Source organism: Lacinutrix sp. Bg11-31 (genome assembly GCF_002831665.1).
Lineage (GTDB): Bacteria > Bacteroidota > Bacteroidia > Flavobacteriales > Flavobacteriaceae > Lacinutrix.
Genome location: NZ_CP025118.1, coordinates 559453 through 577015, shown reverse-complemented (window position 1 = coordinate 577015; position 17563 = coordinate 559453). Strand labels below are relative to the sequence as shown.

13 protein-coding genes and 1 tRNA gene are annotated in these 17563 nt (G+C 31.7%); 9 read left to right on the top strand and 5 right to left on the bottom strand.

Features of this window, described 5'->3' with window-relative positions; genetic code table 11:
- Nucleotides 1-48: 48 nt before the first annotated feature.
- The 3 genes from murA to CW733_RS02580 all read right to left on the bottom strand — a co-directional run bounded on the left by murA (nucleotide 49) and on the right by CW733_RS02580 (nucleotide 2579).
- Entirely contained in the window at nucleotides 49-1365 is a 1317-nt protein-coding gene (gene murA, locus CW733_RS02590; RefSeq protein WP_100995404.1) for a UDP-N-acetylglucosamine 1-carboxyvinyltransferase, read from the bottom strand.
- 9 nt (nucleotides 1366-1374) lie between these two features.
- Nucleotides 1375-2034 carry a DUF4290 domain-containing protein gene (locus CW733_RS02585; RefSeq protein ID WP_100995402.1) on the bottom strand — a complete coding sequence of 220 codons (660 nt, stop codon included), beginning with the start codon at nucleotides 2032-2034 and terminating at the stop codon, nucleotides 1375-1377.
- Between the two features lie 251 nt (nucleotides 2035-2285).
- Nucleotides 2286-2579, bottom strand: coding sequence for a DUF493 family protein (locus CW733_RS02580; protein WP_100995401.1), 294 nt, complete (start codon nucleotides 2577-2579; stop codon nucleotides 2286-2288).
- Between the two features lie 262 nt (nucleotides 2580-2841).
- On the opposite strand from CW733_RS02580, the gene CW733_RS02575 reads away from it, so the two are divergent.
- The 5 genes from CW733_RS02575 (at nucleotide 2842) to CW733_RS02555 (ending at nucleotide 7448) form a co-directional block, all read left to right on the top strand.
- Nucleotides 2842-3384, top strand: a complete 543-nt coding sequence (locus CW733_RS02575) for an AAA family ATPase (RefSeq protein ID WP_100995399.1) — start codon at nucleotides 2842-2844, stop codon at nucleotides 3382-3384.
- A 6-nt stretch (nucleotides 3385-3390) separates the two neighbouring features.
- Nucleotides 3391-5292: an ATP-dependent DNA helicase RecQ gene (locus tag CW733_RS02570; RefSeq protein ID WP_100995397.1), complete on the top strand. Its 1902-nt coding sequence runs from the start codon at nucleotides 3391-3393 to the stop codon at nucleotides 5290-5292.
- Entirely contained in the window at nucleotides 5292-6248 is a 957-nt protein-coding gene (fmt, locus tag CW733_RS02565) for a methionyl-tRNA formyltransferase (protein ID WP_100995395.1), read from the top strand. Before CW733_RS02570 ends, fmt begins: the two co-directional genes overlap by 1 nt.
- A gap of 191 nt (nucleotides 6249-6439) precedes the next feature.
- Nucleotides 6440-6712 carry an HU family DNA-binding protein gene (locus CW733_RS02560; RefSeq protein ID WP_055436671.1) on the top strand — a complete coding sequence of 91 codons (273 nt, stop codon included), beginning with the start codon at nucleotides 6440-6442 and terminating at the stop codon, nucleotides 6710-6712.
- Nucleotides 6713-6887: 175 nt separating this feature from the next.
- Nucleotides 6888-7448, top strand: a complete 561-nt coding sequence (locus tag CW733_RS02555) for a YqgE/AlgH family protein (protein ID WP_100995393.1) — start codon at nucleotides 6888-6890, stop codon at nucleotides 7446-7448.
- A gap of 38 nt (nucleotides 7449-7486) precedes the next feature.
- On the opposite strand, the gene CW733_RS02550 is transcribed toward CW733_RS02555, so the two are convergent.
- The gene (locus tag CW733_RS02550) at nucleotides 7487-8329 is read right to left on the bottom strand and encodes an aminotransferase class IV (protein ID WP_100995392.1); all 843 of its coding nucleotides are present in this window, start codon (nucleotides 8327-8329) and stop codon (nucleotides 7487-7489) included.
- A 54-nt stretch (nucleotides 8330-8383) separates the two neighbouring features.
- Nucleotides 8384-8770 (bottom strand): START-like domain-containing protein, encoded by a 387-nt coding sequence (locus tag CW733_RS02545; protein WP_100995390.1) that lies wholly within the window; start codon nucleotides 8768-8770, stop codon nucleotides 8384-8386.
- 140 nt (nucleotides 8771-8910) lie between these two features.
- Between CW733_RS02545 and CW733_RS02540 the strand changes: the two genes are divergently transcribed.
- The 4 genes from CW733_RS02540 to CW733_RS02525 all read left to right on the top strand — a co-directional run bounded on the left by CW733_RS02540 (nucleotide 8911) and on the right by CW733_RS02525 (nucleotide 17374).
- Nucleotides 8911-8984, top strand: a tRNA-Met gene (locus CW733_RS02540).
- Between the two features lie 54 nt (nucleotides 8985-9038).
- Nucleotides 9039-9371: a hypothetical protein gene (locus CW733_RS02535; RefSeq protein WP_100995388.1), complete on the top strand. Its 333-nt coding sequence runs from the start codon at nucleotides 9039-9041 to the stop codon at nucleotides 9369-9371.
- A gap of 430 nt (nucleotides 9372-9801) precedes the next feature.
- The gene (locus CW733_RS02530) at nucleotides 9802-12264 is read left to right on the top strand and encodes a M14 family zinc carboxypeptidase (protein WP_100995386.1); all 2463 of its coding nucleotides are present in this window, start codon (nucleotides 9802-9804) and stop codon (nucleotides 12262-12264) included.
- Between the two features lie 181 nt (nucleotides 12265-12445).
- A complete protein-coding gene (locus CW733_RS02525) occupies nucleotides 12446-17374 on the top strand; it encodes a LamG-like jellyroll fold domain-containing protein (protein WP_232730387.1) in 4929 nt (1642 codons plus the stop codon).
- The last annotated feature ends 189 nt before the right edge of the window (nucleotides 17375-17563 follow it).

The window sequence follows — 17563 nt, the reverse complement described above, 5'->3', positions numbered from 1 at the left end:
AAAGCTTCAGTTTTCACTGAAGCTTTTTTTATATTTTTTTTGAGGCTATTAATTCCCTTCAACCCTAGTAATCTTAGCACCAATCTTTTGTAAACGTTCTACAATATGTTGGTAACCTCTATCTATTTGTTCAATATTATGAATAGTAGATGTTCCTTTTGCAGACAAAGCAGCAATTAATAATGAAATTCCAGCTCTAATATCTGGAGAAACCATTGTAGTTGCTTTTAATTGCGATTTAAAATCGTGACCCATTACTGTTGCTCTATGTGGATCGCAAAGAATAATTTTTGCACCCATATCTATCAATTTATCTGTAAAGAATAAACGGCTTTCAAACATTTTTTGGTGCACTAACACTTCGCCTTTAGCTTGTGTAGCAACTACCAATACAATACTTAATAAATCTGGAGTAAAACCTGGCCATGGCGCATCTGCAATGGTAAGAATAGAACCGTCAATATAGTTTTGTATTTCGTAACCATCCTTGTGAGCAGGAATATAAATATCGTCTCCTCTTCTTTCAAGAGTGATTCCTAATTTAGCAAATACGTTAGGTATTTGCCCTAAATCTTTCCAGCTTACGTTTTTAATGGTTAATTCACTTTTTGTCATAGCAGCAAGACCAATCCAACTTCCTATTTCAATCATGTCTGGAAGCATTGTGTGGTCTGTACCACCTAAAGCATCGACACCTTCTATAGTTAATAAGTTAGAGCCAACACCAGAGATTTTTGCTCCCATTCTGTTTAGCATCTTACACAACTGTTGTAAGTAAGGTTCGCAAGCTGCATTATATATTGTTGTTGTACCTTCTGCTAAAACTGCAGCCATTACAATATTTGCTGTTCCTGTTACAGAAGCTTCATCTAAAAGCATATCTGTACCAACTAATTTAGTGGCTTCAACACCATAAAAATAGTCTTCTCTATTATATCTAAATTTAGCACCTAGATTTATAAAACCTTCGAAATGTGTATCTAAACGACGACGACCAATTTTATCTCCTCCTGGTTTTGGTATGTAACCTTTACCAAAACGTGCTAATAATGGACCAACCATCATAATAGAACCACGTAATCCACTACCATCTCTTTTAAAATCGGCAGTTTGCATATAATCTAAGTCTATAGCATCTGCTTGAAAAGAATAAGATCCTTCACCAAGTTTTTTAACTTTAACACCTAAATTTTTTAGAAGTGATATTAGCTTGTTAATATCAATAATATCTGGAATATTATTAATTGTTACAACTTCTGGAGTTAGTAACACTGCACATAATATTTGTAATGCTTCGTTTTTTGCGCCTTGTGGTTGGATGTCTCCTTTAAGTTGGTGACCTCCTTCTATTATAAATGTACCCATTTCTTGTGTTTAGTATCGCTTTTTACCTCGATTTGAGTTGTTTGTTTTCTTTTGGTATGCTTTTTTATTAGAAGTATTAGTGTACTTCTTTTTAGCACTAGATTTTAATAAACTAGCAGAATCTGTTAATTCCTCTTCAGAGTTTTTTAAGTCAATTTGCCCATTAGACAATTCGAATAAATGATTAAAAATCACATAATCCTCAACTGTATCTTTATTCCAATTTAAAAAACACTTTTTCATGTGATTTGCAATGGTATAAAGTAAAGCTTCTTTTAAATCTCCATCTTCCCAAGACACTGCCACGTCAATCATGGTTTTAATATTGTTTCCGTAGAAACGGTATTTAGGAAAATTTTGAGGGTACTCTAAAGTTTCAGGACGCTCTTCAAGAACTTCTTTTAATGGCTTTTCGTATGGTGAATCTACGTCTAAACCAAAGTTAGCCATGATAAATAATTGATCCCAAAGCTTGTGCTGAAAATCTGGTACATCGCGCAAATGCGGTTGTAAGTTTCCCATTACCGCAATAATAGCCTTTGCTACTTTGTTGCGCTCCTCTTTGGTTTCTCTGCTTTTTGCAAAATTTACCATTTTTTGAACGTGTCTTCCATATTCAGGAATAATTAAGTGTTCACGCTCAGTGTTGTATTCTATATCGTCTATCAAATTCAAAATTGTGTAGATTTAATGTGTTGCATCGAAGTGTCTAATGCTTTCGCAAAATACAAAATTGTTTATGGATTTACACCAAATAAACTTCAAAATAATCAATTAAATGTGTTTATTTTTTCTTTTTATTTCAATTTAAAAATATAACTCTAACCTATGCCATGCTTAGGGTTTCTATATTTTAGAAAGAAAAAACAACTCTAATTTATTAACAATCCCTTTAAAACTTCTTTAATAGAACGCAATAATTAAAGAGAAATTACACCTTCTACTTTTTCTCCAATTTCAATATATTTGGCAATAACAACATCTGGATTTTCCATTCTAACATTAATAGAAATGCTAGTATATTTCCCGTTACTTGATTCTTTTGTTTTTATTACTGCTCCTGAAAAATCAAAAATAGCTTCAATTTCTGCTATTTTATGCAAATCTGAAAGCACAATAAATTTATACAAATATTCCGATGGCCATTGTGTAGTCTCTAATAATTGTTCTTTTAATTTCGCGTAAAATGCTTCTGGATTTTCTTCTTTGCTCATAAAACTAATTTGTTTTAGGTATGGTTTGCAAAGATAAGTTATCCTTGCATTTTTTTTATACCTTTTTTATTCCGAATTTTACATCGAATTCTTATAGATTTTTGTTTTAAACCTAAAAGTTTAACTTTTGCAATTTAATAAAGTTCTTTTTTCTCAACATAGCATCGCTACGTTTATAAAAGAAAGCGAAGTTAAAGTGCAAAATATAAGGTTTGCAGGTAAAAGAAAAATTTATACTAATTCGTTAAAAATTATACTATAGTTGAATACAAAAACAATTGTCATAACAGGAGGACCAGGAAGTGGAAAAACCTCAATAATTAACGAATTAACAAAAAGAGGCTTTACTTGTTTTGAAGAAATTTCAAGACAAATAATTCTTAAAGCACGAGAGGATGGCATCGAGCAGTTATTTCTTACCAACCCTATACAATTTAGCGAACTACTTTTAGATAGTAGAGTTAAACAACATGATGATGCTTTAGAAAGTAATAATGAGTTTGTTTTTCTAGACAGAGGTATTCCAGATATTCCTGCTTACATGGATTTTAAAGGTGATATTTATCCTGAGTTTTTTACAGAAGCTTGCGAAAAGCATAATTACGATTCTGTCTTTATTTTAGCTCCTTGGCAAGAAATTTTCACAAGTGATAGCGAACGTTACGAGAACTTTGACCAAGCATTAGAAATACATGAGAAACTTCTAGAAACTTATACAAAATTCGGTTACAATTTAAGAGATGTACCTTTTGGCTCTATTGAAGCCAGAGCAGACCACATAATAGACGTTGTAAAAGCATTATAATACAATTTGAATCATCCTATTAACATATTAGAACGTTATTGGAAATTCACCTCATTTAGACCGCTTCAAGAAGAAATTATTAACTCGGTTTTAGAAGGTGAGGACACCTTTGCCTTGCTACCAACAGGTGGAGGGAAATCGGTTTGCTTTCAAGTACCTGCTTTAGTAAAAGAAGGCATTTGTATTGTTGTTTCGCCATTAGTTGCCTTGATGAAAGACCAAGTGCAATCTTTACAAAATAAGGGTATTAAAGCCATGGCTTTAACTAGCGGAATCTCTTATAAAGAGCTAGATACACGCCTAGACAATTGCATCTATGGCAATTATAAATTTCTTTACCTTTCTCCAGAGCGTTTGCAACAAGATCTTGTACAAGATCGTATAAGACAAATGAATGTTAACCTTATTGCTGTGGACGAAGCGCATTGCATTAGCCAATGGGGAAACGACTTTAGACCAAGCTATAAAAATATTGTTAAACTAAGAGAACTACAACCTACTGTAAATGTTATTGCTTTAACAGCAAGCGCAACACCTGAAGTGGTAGACGATACTATAAAGGAACTCGATTTTATTAATCCAAAAGTGTTTAGACAATCGTTTTCAAGGTCTAATTTGGCTTATATGACGTTTACTGAAGAAGATAAACTCTTTAGACTTAAAGCTATACTAACAAAAAACAAAGCGGCTTCAATTGTTTATGTACGCAATAGAAAAGCAACACAAGATATTTCTAACTTTCTAGAAAGTAATGGTTTTACCGCGACTTTCTATCATGGTGGATTAACAAATACCGAAAAAGATAAAGCTCTTGAAAACTGGATGAACAACCAAAAGCAAGTTATGGTTGCCACCAATGCTTTTGGAATGGGAATTGATAAACCAGATGTAAAAACAGTTATTCATTTAAATTTACCAGAAAGTCTAGAAAGTTACTTCCAAGAAGCTGGTCGTGCTGGTCGAGATGGCAACAAAGCTTTTGCTGTTATCTTAAAAAACAAGAGTGACGAATTATTGGTAAGAAATCAGTTTTTAAAAGTGTTACCACAAGTCGATTTTATTAAGTTAGTGTACAGAAAACTAAGCAGCTACTTCCAAGTACCTTATGGAGAAGGACAGGAAGAAACTTTTGATTTCAATTTTAATAGATTTTGCAAAACATATGGTTTTAATACCCTTTTAGCATATAATGCAATCCTTATTTTAGACAGAACAAGTATAATTACATTAACTAAATTATTTAAAAATAGTACTCAAGTACTATTTAAAGTTAGCAATAATGCGCTATTTAGCTATTTAGAAACGCATCCTCAAATAAGTATTATAGCAAAATCTATATTAAGAACTTATGGAGGCGCTTTCGAGCAGGAAACTAAAATTAACACGACGTTAATGGCAGAAAAAGCGTCTACAAGTGAAGATAAAATAATTGAAGCTTTAGTATTACTTGAAAAAGCCGAAATAATTACTCTAAAACATTCTAAAACCGATGCACAAATCACTTATTTAGTGCCTCGTGAAGATGAAAAAACCATCAATAGAATTACAAAGGTTATTAAACAACAAAATGCATTAAAGGAGAAACAGGTACTATCTGTTTTAGAGTATTCAAATAATGATACCATATGCAAAAGCGTACAACTCCTCTCCTATTTCGAAGAAACCCAAGTTAAGGACTGTGGTATTTGTTCGGTTTGTATTACTAGAAAGCCATCGAAAAAGGTAGCTTCAGCAGATATAAAGAAAGACATTATTAAAGCTTTAGAACATGGTGAACTATCATCGAGAGCATTGTTTGAACGTCTTAGTTTTTCCGAAGAAAACATTAACACGCAATTAAAAGAATTGTTAGAGTACAATATTATTAGTATTACAAAAACAAACAAGTACAAATTAGCACATATATAATGAGTAAAAAAAGAGATTTAAGAATAGTATTTATGGGAACACCAGAATTTGCGGTGACCATTTTAGATACCTTATTAGAAAACGATATAAATGTTGTAGGTGTTATTACAGCTCCAGACAAACCTGCTGGTCGTGGTAGAAAACTAAACAAAAGTGCTGTAAAAGAATATGCTGAAACTAAAGGCTTAAAGATCTTACAACCTACAAATTTAAAAAGTGAAGACTTTCTAGAAGAATTAAAAAGCTTAAATGCTAATTTACAGATTGTAGTTGCTTTTAGAATGTTACCAAAAGCAGTGTGGCAAATGCCAGAATATGGCACGTTTAACTTGCACGCATCTTTATTACCTAACTATCGTGGTGCTGCACCTATTAACTGGGCTATTATTAATGGCGAGACTAAAACTGGTGTTTCTACCTTTTTTATAGATGAAAAAATAGACACTGGCGAAATGATTTTGCAAGAAGCAATAGCAATAGATAAAAACGAGAACGCAGGAAGCCTTCATGATAAGTTAATGCACCTTGGAAGCGGCCTTGTTATTAAAACCGTAAAACACATTGCTCTTGGAGATGTAAAAGCAACGCCTCAACCAGAAAACGCTATTTCAAGAACAGCTTACAAACTAAACAAAGACAATTGTAAAATAGATTGGACTGAAAACATAGACACTATACATAATAAAATACGTGGTTTAAGTCCGTATCCTGCTGCTTGGTGTCAACTTTTTAATAATGAAGAGGCTCTGGATATAAAAATATATACTGTAGAAAAAGAAATTATAGAGCACGACTACAAAGTAGGAAGTATTATTTCTAGTAAAAAAGAAGTAAAAGTTGCGGTAAAAGATGGCTACATTAACATACTAGATATTAAACTTCCAGGAAAGCGAACATTAGATATTAAATCGCTTTTAAATGGTTATACTTTTAAAAGTGATGCTAAAATGCTCTAAGCCCTTATGGTTACTGTAAAAGTTAAAAACTCGTAAAAGTGGTCAAGTTTATTAACAAAAGCCAAAAGTTATTAACAATATAGCGTATTTCCCTTGCTATTACTTGCGTAGTACCATAATCCGTATAAATTTGTAGGAGGATAACAAAAATATTGTTTACCAACTATTTATTAATAATTAAAATTTACATTATGAACAAAACAGATTTAATCGATGCTATGGCAGAACACGCAGGAATTACTAAAGCAGCTTCAAAGAAAGCTTTAGAATGTGCGTTAATTGAAATTGAAGGTGCTTTACAAAAAGGTGACAGAGTTTCATTAGTAGGATTTGGATCTTGGTCAGTTTCTAAAAGAGCTGCAAGAGATGGAAGAAATCCTCAGACAGGAAAGACTATCAAAATCAAAGCTAAAAACGTTGTTAAGTTTAAAGCTGGATCTGATTTAGCTGGTGCAGTAAACTAATTTTTACTACATTATATCTTACAAAAGCCTTCCCAACGGAAGGCTTTTTTAATTTAAAGCACAGATTTATTATTTTATTTTATATAAATTTTAACAAGAAAGAGTATAAACCTTTAAAAATATTGCTTATTAAATAAATATAGTTTACATTTATTTTATAAATTTCTCTTTTAATATGATATTAACCAAACCAACAAAAGGAGATTTGTTAGTCGCAGAACCATCGATAATAGGTGATTTATCTTTTAATCGCTCTATTGTATTATTAACAGATCATTCTACAGAAGGCTCTATAGGTTTTATACTTAATAAACCCTTAGAATTTACTATCAGCGACTTAATACCTGAAATCGAAACACCTTTCAAGGTCTATAATGGTGGTCCAGTAGAACAAGACAACCTCTATTTTATTCATAAAGTTCCAGACTTAATACCAAATAGTATAGAAATTTCTTTGGGTATTTTTTGGGGAGGCGATTTTAGTGAAGTTTCAAAGCTAATTATCGACGGTAAAATAAACGAAAAGGATATTAAATTCTTTTTAGGCTATTCTGGTTGGGAAATTAACCAATTAGAGGACGAATTAAAATCTAACGCGTGGGTAATTACAAAAAACGTCTACAAAAAATCAATTATAGAAAAAGACTACGAGTTTTTCTGGAAAGAAAAAATGGTGGAGCTTGGTGGAGAATATAGTATTTGGTCTAATGCTCCTGAGAATCCTAGTTATAATTAGTTTCTATTTATCTTAATATGGTTAAGGTTTAAATAGGTTTAGCCCAATCTCACTTTTACATTTATTTTTTGAAGTAGCATTTTACTCACTTCATTTACAAACACCTTTTTTCTGTATTTTGTAATAGGCTGTATGCCTTGTATTACATTAGTTACAAACAACTCGTCTGCTTTTTGAAGTTCGAAAGGAGAAATAGACTCTTCTATTAAAGTATAATCTGGTAATAATTCTAATACATTAATAATTTGCTGTCTCATAACACCTTTTAAACAACCATCTGCCAAAGGTGGTGTTTTAATAGTATTTCCTTTTACAAGAAATAGGTTTCCATTTAAGGCTTCAACTACACTTTTGTTTGTATTTAATAATAAACAGTTATCCAAATCATTTTCTTTAGCATATATACTTCCTATAACGTTTATAGCTCTGTTATTTGTCTTTAAAGTAGATAATAATCCTGGAGCAACATAAAAGTCTTTAAATAAATCAACTTGATAAGCGTCGTCGTTTAATAAATAGAAATCTGTATCTAACGCTTTCGCGGAAATAATAAACGTAACCTCTTTGTTAGTAGGAAAATATAATCCACCACTATTTCTATGTACTTGAACCTTTACTCTTGCTGATGCGCTTAGTAGATTGTTTTTTTCTATAGTTTTTAAAATTTCGGCTTCTATAAATTCCATTGTAAAGCTCATAGGTATTTCCATACGCATAATACGCATAGAAGACATTAACCTAAAATAATGATCCTCAAGAAATAGTATTTTACTATTTGAAACCTTAATCGTTTCAAATAGCGCATCACCATAACTATAGCCACGGTTTTCTGCTGTTAATACTTGGTTGTTATCGCTAAAATTTCCGTTAATATTTATCATAAAAAAAGTGCCGAATTTCTTCGACACAAATATAAGTTTAAAATATGTAATTTATTAAGCAGAGCCTAATACTTGTTTTAAATCTGAAATCTGATTTTCCCAAAGCATCTTCCCTTCTTCAACTTCATCTTCTTCGGCAAAATCGGTAATCATTATAGAGACATCTTTAGTAATTTCGTCTACCTGTATTCTAATTTCGAAGTAATAAGATTCACCTTCATCTTCCATCCAACGAAATTTAACACGTTCTCCACTTTTTTTTGTAAGCAGTTTTGCTTGCTCTTCAGAGCCATCCCAAATAAATTTAAAAATCTCACCACGAGAATTTACATTATCTGCATACCATTCAGACAAACCAGAAGGTGTCGATATGTATTGATAAAGCAATGTAGGTGAGGCATGTATGGGAATTTCTATTTCGTATTTAACTTTTTCGTCCATGTAATAATTATATAAAAATATTATGTCTCCAATATATACATTAATTAATGAGTTTTAAAAAAAAATTAAAAAAATATTTTAATTCACTTTTATGTTTGCGCACTATGAATTTGTTTTTATATTTGCAATCTCAAAATAATGGCGAGGTAGCTCAGCTGGTTAGAGCGTCGGATTCATAACTCGGAGGTCATGGGATCGTGCCCCATTCTCGCTACAACATTGAAATCATTGTAAATAAACGGTTTAGTCTTTCTAAACCGTTTTTTTTATGCTTAATTTTAACAAGATTATTACATTTGCATACGATAATGAATACGATACAGCATACGATTTGAAAATTAAAAAGAATTTTTCTACACCAAAAATCTATAACGCGAAAGGTGATTTAGCCAAGCGTTGGTATGTTTATTTTTACTTTAGAGATCCTGAAACTGGAAAGCTTAAGAGAATGACACCAATCTATGGTGACGCTAACTCTTATAAAACCAAAGAAGATCGTTTACAAATTTTAACACAATACCGTAAAACTCTTATTAAATTATTAAATCAAAGCTTTTCTCCTTTTAAAGATAATACTGAAGCGTTTAATAATTTTGTCTAATATTTCTACTTGTAATAACTGTAGACGCATAATAATCTTACATACTAGTTTCTGAAGCTATTATTCACAAAACAAATTAAGTAAAATAAGCGGATAAAGATTAAAACCACAATTAGCAAGTTAAAAATAGTACTTATTTATGTTATTCTAATGTAGCATACTCTTAATGCTTAAGTTAAAAATTACTAATTCAATTCTCTCCAACACTATAATAAAAAGTTAAATTTATGAGTTTTTCTGCTTAAATATCGTATAAATCACGTTTAAACGCTAAAACACGTATTTCATAAACAACACTAAATCAGTGATATATAAAATTTAAACACATTTAATCGTGTTTATTAGCGCTTTGACGTTAATTTTAAAATATTTTTTTTAATTTAGCAAAAAAAATAAATTAATTTATAGATTGCTAAATCTAAAAAAAAATATGAAAAAAATTACCCTACTAATGTTAATATGCTTCAGTGCATTAATTTCAGTTAACGCTCAAACCAAAACTAAAGAAAGAGCTAAACAATTATTAAATATTCAAGGAGAACTTACTTTTTCGTTTAAAGTTAATAGTTCTAAAGATGTAATAAGTGAAACTCAAAATATGTCTTTTGTTAATTTTGATGAATCTACAAATACTGTTACAGCTTGGGCTAACACTAAACAGTTTACCCAATTTTTAGAAAAAGGCATACCTTATACTATTGATGATGCTCAAAACGATTTAACTCCTCGTTTAATGACTAATCAATTAAATAATAGTTTAGGCAGGTTTACAAATACACTTACGTTTCCTTTAACAGCATATCCTACATATGCTGACTACGCACAGCAAATGCAGGATTTCGAAGATGACAATCCTACTTTGGTAGAAACCTTTAGTATTGGTTCTACTGGACAAGGAGATAAAGAGTTATTATTTGTTAAGATTTCGGACAATATTGGAACAGATGAGTCTGAACCAAGATTAATGCTAACCTCATCTATGCATGGAGATGAAATTGCTGGATATCCAATGATGTTAAACTTAATTGACTACATTTTAGAAGCTTATGGAAATAACTCGCATGTAGATCATCTTAGAATTAAAGACTTAGTTGAAAATGCCGAAATATGGATTAATCCTAGTGCTAATCCTGATGGAACATACCATAATAATTCTTCTAATACATCTGTAGCTAATGCTAGAAGAGGAAATGGAAATAATATAGATTTAAACAGAAACTACCCAGATAATATTGGTGGAGCACATTCTGATGGCGAAGCATACCAAACAGAAACTTTAGCTTTTATGAATATGGCACAAAATAACAAATTTGTTATTGCTGCAAATTTTCATGGTGGTATTGAATTAGTAAATTATCCTTGGGATAATACTTATGATAGACATCCAGACGATGCCTGGTTTATTGAGGTTTGTGGAGAATACAGAGATAATGCCCAAAACGATGGTTCTTCTGGATACATGGATGACGAAAACAATGGTATTACGCATGGTGCAGATTGGTATTTAGTATATGGAGGTCGTCAAGATTATATGAATCACGATCATAATACAAAAGAAGTAACAATAGAACTTTCTAACACAAAAAAACCAGCTGCAAATCAATTAGTAAATTTTTGGAATTATAATAGAGAAGCCCTTTTAGATTTCTTAGCCCAAGGAGTTTATGGTTTTAAAGGTATCGTTGAAGATGCTTCTGGAAACCCAGTTCCTGCTACAGTAAAAATAGTAGATCACGATGCGTTAGGTTCTTGGGCATCAACAGATACAAAAGGAGATTTTTATAGACCTATAAAAGCTGGTACTTACGATATAATTATACAAGCAGATGTAGATTGTTATGAAAATGTTGTATTACAAAACCAAACAATTACAAATAAACAAACAATAGACCTTGGAACCATTGTATTAAATTCTGGAGCAGCAATACCTACTATTAAAACACCTACAGTTGGTAGCACAACAGCTACTATAGATTGGTACGAAATACCAAATAACACATTTATACTTACATACAGAGCTATTGGAACTTCTACTTGGACGACTATTAATAATTTAACCACTAATACTTATGAAATTACAGGATTATCTGTTGGTCAAGAGTACGAAGTTAAAGTAAGATCTATTTGTGCCAATTCTAACACTTCAAACTATTCTGCTTCAAAAACATTTACTACGCAAGCTAGTTATTGCGCTTCTAATGGAAATAATACTGGTGATGAGCATATTAGTAAAGTAGAATTAAATACTATAAATAATAGTACTGGAGTTAGTGCAGGTGGCTATGGAGACTACACAAGTATAAGTACAGATTTAACAGTAGATACAAATTATACAATTACGGTTACTCCAACATGGACTCCAACACCCTATGCTGAAGGGTACTCGGTTTGGATAGATTATAATAGAAATGGCGATTTTACAGATACTGGAGAACAAGTGTTTACCCAAAGCGCTACAACAGCAACATCTGTTTCAGGCAGCTTCACAGTTCCAAATGGAACAACTTCTGGACCTACACGTATGCGTGTTTCTATGCTTTATAATGCTCAACCATCGTCTTGTGGTACACTTAGCTATGGTGAAGTTGAAGATTACACTGTTAATATTCTTATTGGAACTTTAGATGTTAAAGAAAACACTTTAGAACAAGTAAGTGTTTACCCAAATCCATTTAATAACACCTTAAGTATAAAATTCCCTATTGCTTTTCAGAATATTAACATTCAAATTTTTGATTTAAGCGGTAGAATTGTTTATTCAGAAAAAAAGAATAACAATAGTAATACAATTCTTAGCATTTCAAATTTAGATAAACTTTCAAACGGCACATACCTATTAAAATTAACCGATTTAGATTCAAATAAATCCATAATTAAGAAGGTTTTAAAATAAACAATTGACGAAATACATATAAAAAAGATAAAACACATCTGTTTCGTTTTTGTTTAATTAACTGTAATTCAAATGATTAAATAAAACAAAATAACCATTAATCTATTATTATTGCATTTCACAGATGTGCTATGTGTTTTTACACCATAATAAAAACTAGGTAGCCTCAACCTTATCGCTTATGAAAAATTTTACATTCAAAACAAAACTATTCGTCATTTTAACTTTTTTTGGCTTTTTAAATAGTCAGACACTAACCGCCCAATGTTCTTCAAACGGAAATGATGATTCTGCTGAATATATTGGTCGTATCCAATTAAACACTATTGATAATAGTTCTGGAGTTGGAATAACAGGTACAGGTTATTCCAATTACACTGCTTTATCCACAAATTTAACAGCAGGTTTATCTTACACACTATACATTACGCCTACATTTCTTTCTACTGCATATGATGAAGGCTATAGCATTTGGATTGATTATAATAACAATAATGACTTTACAGACCCTGGAGAACAAGTTTTTACGCAAATACCTACTAATGTTGCTCTAATTACTGCTCCATTTGTTGTTCCAAGCGGAGTAGCTGCAGGGACAAAAAGAATGCGTGTATCAATGAAATATAATGGTATTGCAACGTCTTGCGAATCCTTTGGTTATGGCGAAGTTGAAGATTACACAGTAAACATAATTGCGTCAGCTAGTCCAGAAATAGATATTACTGGTAACTCAATAAGTATTATAGATGGTAATATATCTCCATCAATTGCTGATCATACAGATTTTGGAACTTCATTAATTGGTTCTCCAATTGTTAGAACCTATACTATAAATAACAATGGCACATCAAATTTAAACATTGGCTCAATAACTATAGGTGGTACAAATGCATTAGATTTTGTAGTAACCTCGCCTCCTGCTCTAATAGTAACTCCTAGTTCTAGCACAACATTTAGTGTCACTTTTACACCAATTGCAATAGGTTTAAGAAATGCAAATATTTCTATAGTAAATAATGATAGTAATGAAAATCCATATAATTTTAATATTCTAGGAAATGGCGTAAGCGTTATAGCTAATGGTCCTGGAGGCATTACTGTAGATCTTGAGCTATGGCTAAAAAGCACAGAAGGCTTAAGTTATACAAATGGTCAAAGCGTTAGCACTTGGGCAGACCAAGGCAATGGATCTGATGCAACAGTTAATACTGCTGGACAAGAACCAACTTATAAAGATAATGTAACAGACAACATTAATTTTAATCCTGTAGTAGAGTTCGATAATAGTTTTTCAACTTTCGTATTAGATGGTGATTACTCATTCGATGATACATCAACACAATTTTTAGAAGGATCTTCTGGTTTTTATACTCAAGACATGTTTATTGTTATTATTCCTGATGAAACAATAATTAACAACTCTTTCGGGTTTATGGATGTTTTCTGTGGCGACATAGATCTTTCTTCAAATGCTCCTGATGCAACAGGAATTGGATTTGGAGATTATACAGGTAGAATAACTGGAGAAAGCATTTCTTTCGCTTTAGATAGTTATGATAATACAGATCCAGGAGATGGGTATGCTGTTCATGATGGAACTACTGCCAGTTATTCTAATGTTGGAATTATTAACACTAGAAATAATACTGCTACTACACAACAAGAATTATATTACAACGCTAACGACATAGAAACTACACAAAACGATATCGCAGAATTTACAAATGTAAATGACTCTCGTTTTTGGTTAGGAAGAAGTGAAGGATGGGAAGCTAGTTTAAACGCTAGAGTTGCAGAAGTAATAACATTTTCATCTAGATTAAGTGATACAAATTTAACAGATGAGCGCAATAGAGTACAATCATACTTAGCAATTAAATATGGTATTACTTTGGGTATAAATGGTACTTCTCAGGATTATGTAGATAGTAATGGAAGTGTTATTTGGGATCAATCTGCAAATGCTGGTTATAATTATGACATAGCAGGTATTGGTCGTGATGATAATTCTAACTTAAACCAAAAACAATCTAATAGTGTAAATAATGCTACAGATGTTCTTGGTCCTATTGAAGGCATCCTAACTATAGGATTAACAAACATATACGATACTAACAATCTTAATAAAAGCACTAACGCTAACACTTTAAATGATAAAGACTTTTTAGTTTGGGGAAACAATAATGCTAGTTTAGATGCAGCTCCAACTACTATTGCTGTAGACTTGAGCACTGGTATTACTGGTTTATCTACTCCTGTAAGCTTCTTAGGAATGCAGCGTATTTGGAAAGTTGTTGAAAATGGTAGTGATATAGGCAGCGTTAAAGTATCAATACCTCAAAATGCAATTAGAAATATAAGTCCTCCTGGAAGCTATTATATGTTTATCTCAGATACACCAATATTCGATCCAACAGCAGACTATAGGCTAATGAATTCAAATGGTGCAAACTTAGAAACATCATATAATTTTAATGGCACTAAATACATCACTTTTGGTTATGCTCCACAAATAATAGTAGAACGCTCTGTTTATTTTGATGGCGCAGCTGATTATATAGATATGGAAGACACTTTAAATTTAAATACTTCTGGCTTTACGGTGTCTGCATGGATTAAAACAGACGGGAGTTCTAACAACTCTTCAATTCTATCTAAAAGAGATGCTATCTATACTGAAGGTTACGATTTAAAAATTAACGCTTTAGGTAGAGCCGAAATGTCTTGGGGAATTTCAGGTACACAATCAATCTCTTCAAGTATTCCTATACCTCAAAATGAATGGCATCAAATTTCTATTATTTACGATGGAGCTCAAGCTAATTTATATATTGATGGTGTTTTAGACACTACCGAAACACTAACCGCTCCCGTAAATACAGACCAATTTTTCCATATTGCTGCAGCAGGAAAAAATACAGTTACTGCTCATTTTAAAGGAAATATAGACGAAGTAAGAGTTTGGGATACAGCATTAACAGAAAACCAATTAAGATATGTAATGAATCAAGAAATTCTTGATAACGCATCATTCGTAAACGGAAAAGCAGTGCCAAACACAATAACCAAAAATGACATATCATCAATATCTTGGTCAGATTTAGCAGGCTATTACCCAATGTCAATTTACACATATACAAATACAAATGATGAATCTGGGAATAATAACCAAGGTGCATTAAGGAACTTAAATACTGTAGATTTTCAAACTGCTCCATTACCTTATACTAGTGCTGTTGGAACAGATTGGAATTTAAATTCAACTTGGACCAATGGAAATGTACAAACAATTCCTGGAGCTGTTTCTATAGTAGACAATACTGTTACAGTAGATTGGAATATTGTTGAAACCAGCCATAATATTACTTTAGATAACGGTACATTACCTGCGGCAAAAAACAATAATAGAGCTGTATTATCTTTAAATGTTATTGCCAATAAATTAATTGTAACTGGAGATACTAGCACAAACTTAGGAAATGGATTAACAGTGTCTCATTACTTAAAATTAGATGGAAAAATTGATTTAAATGGAGAGTCGCAGTTAATACAAACACTAAACTCTGATTTAGATGCTACAAGTTCTGGAACCTTAGAACGTGACCAACAAGGTACTCTAGATTTTTACACCTATAATTATTGGTCTTCTCCTGTTGGAGCTACTAATAGTACATCAAACAACAATAGTTATACTTTGCCTCAAATATATAATGATGGCTCAGACCCAAATGCACCTTTAAACATAAATTTCATAACCAATAGTTATAATGGTACACCATCTTCTCTAGGAACACCAATTGGAATTGCAGATTTTTGGATTTGGAAATACGCAAACCTATCAACAAATTATTACAACTGGCAACATGTTAGAAGCACAGGCTCTATGCTTACAGGAGAAGGTTTTACTATGAAAGGTGTTACAGACACAAGCAACAACGTCTCTTTAGAACAAAATTACACTTTAGAAGGAAAACCTAACAACGGAGCAATTACTCTTAATATAGATAACGAAAGCGACTACTTAGTTGGTAATCCTTATGCCTCTGCAATTGATGCCGATAAGTTTATTTTAGACAATACTGACACTACAGGAGCAATTTATTACTGGGAACATTTTGGTGGTGGCACACATAACACTTATGGATACCAAGGTGGTTATGCTATTTACAACCTATCTGGTGGAGTTCCTGCTATAAAATACGATTACTCTGTTAGTGCTCCAGACCCAACTGGTGGTAATGGAACTAAAACACCTGGACGATTTATTCCTGTTGCTCAAGGTTTCTTTGTAACTGGAACTGCAGATGGTAGCACTATTAATTTTAATAATGATCAACGTGTTTTTCAAAAAGAAAATACAACCTCTGTATTTGTAAAAACCAATAATAATCAATCTACTAATTATCAAAATCAACAAGTAGACGATAGATTAAAAATTAGGTTAGGCTTTAGGACTTCAGATTCATTTAATAGACAATTATTAGTCACTAGAGATTATCATGCTACAAATTTAATAGATTTTGGATTTGATGCAGAAAACATAGACGACCTTAGTACAGATATGTATTGGATTGTTGATACTAAGAAATTTACAATTCAAGGTACTAATGAAATAGAGGCCTCGACTATTCTTCCACTAGGAATTAAAACTAGCGAAAGCGGTATAAACACCTTTAAAATTGATGCACTAGAAAATGTGCCTACCGATTTAGAAATCTATATCTATGATGCTGCTACAAATACAAGTCACGATATTAGAAATAATCCAGATTTCACAATAGACTTACCAGCAGGAGAGTACTTAGATAGGTTCGAACTACGCTTTAGTAATACTGAAACTTTAAATACAGAAGATTTCGAAACAATAGAAACAGGTATTCAATTCTATTTTGCAAACAATAATGAATCCATTGTAATAAACAACCCTATGCTTAAAAACATTACTAAAGTTGAAATGTTTAACATGTTAGGGCAATCTATAATTATGTATAATGATTTTGAAAATCAAGACTATATAAAACTTAGTACAAACAATATAAGTGTTGGAAGTTATATTTTAGAAATAAAAACCGATGAAGGTAAGCTATCTAAAAAAGTATTGATCGAATAGTAAACATTTAACTTCTTATATATTTTAAGTTGAAACCACAATTTTAAAAAGCTCTAAAGGAAACTTTAGGGCTTTTTAATTATTAAATACTGTATTTAATAATTAAAAACTTGTAGAAGTAACCCTTACATATATCGTTTTTACAGGTTAATTCGAGCTCTTTTTTTAGCTAGCTTACTTTAATTCATA

Bases quoted from the DNA above. Each gene is read 5' to 3' on its own strand.
- murA (WP_100995404.1), bottom strand. From the start codon at position 1,365: ATGGGTACATTTATAATAGAAGGAGGTCACCAACTTAAAGGAGACATC.
- CW733_RS02580 (WP_100995401.1), bottom strand. From the start codon at position 2,579: ATGAGCAAAGAAGAAAATCCAGAAGCATTTTACGCGAAATTAAAAGAA.
- fmt (WP_100995395.1), top strand. From the start codon at position 5,292: ATGAGTAAAAAAAGAGATTTAAGAATAGTATTTATGGGAACACCAGAA.
- CW733_RS02560 (WP_055436671.1), top strand. From the start codon at position 6,440: ATGAACAAAACAGATTTAATCGATGCTATGGCAGAACACGCAGGAATT.
- CW733_RS02555 (WP_100995393.1), top strand. From the start codon at position 6,888: ATGATATTAACCAAACCAACAAAAGGAGATTTGTTAGTCGCAGAACCA.
- CW733_RS02550 (WP_100995392.1), bottom strand. From the start codon at position 8,329: ATGATAAATATTAACGGAAATTTTAGCGATAACAACCAAGTATTAACA.
- CW733_RS02545 (WP_100995390.1), bottom strand. From the start codon at position 8,770: ATGGACGAAAAAGTTAAATACGAAATAGAAATTCCCATACATGCCTCA.
- CW733_RS02535 (WP_100995388.1), top strand. From the start codon at position 9,039: ATGCTTAATTTTAACAAGATTATTACATTTGCATACGATAATGAATAC.
- CW733_RS02530 (WP_100995386.1), top strand. From the start codon at position 9,802: ATGAAAAAAATTACCCTACTAATGTTAATATGCTTCAGTGCATTAATT.
- CW733_RS02525 (WP_232730387.1), top strand. From the start codon at position 12,446: ATGAAAAATTTTACATTCAAAACAAAACTATTCGTCATTTTAACTTTT.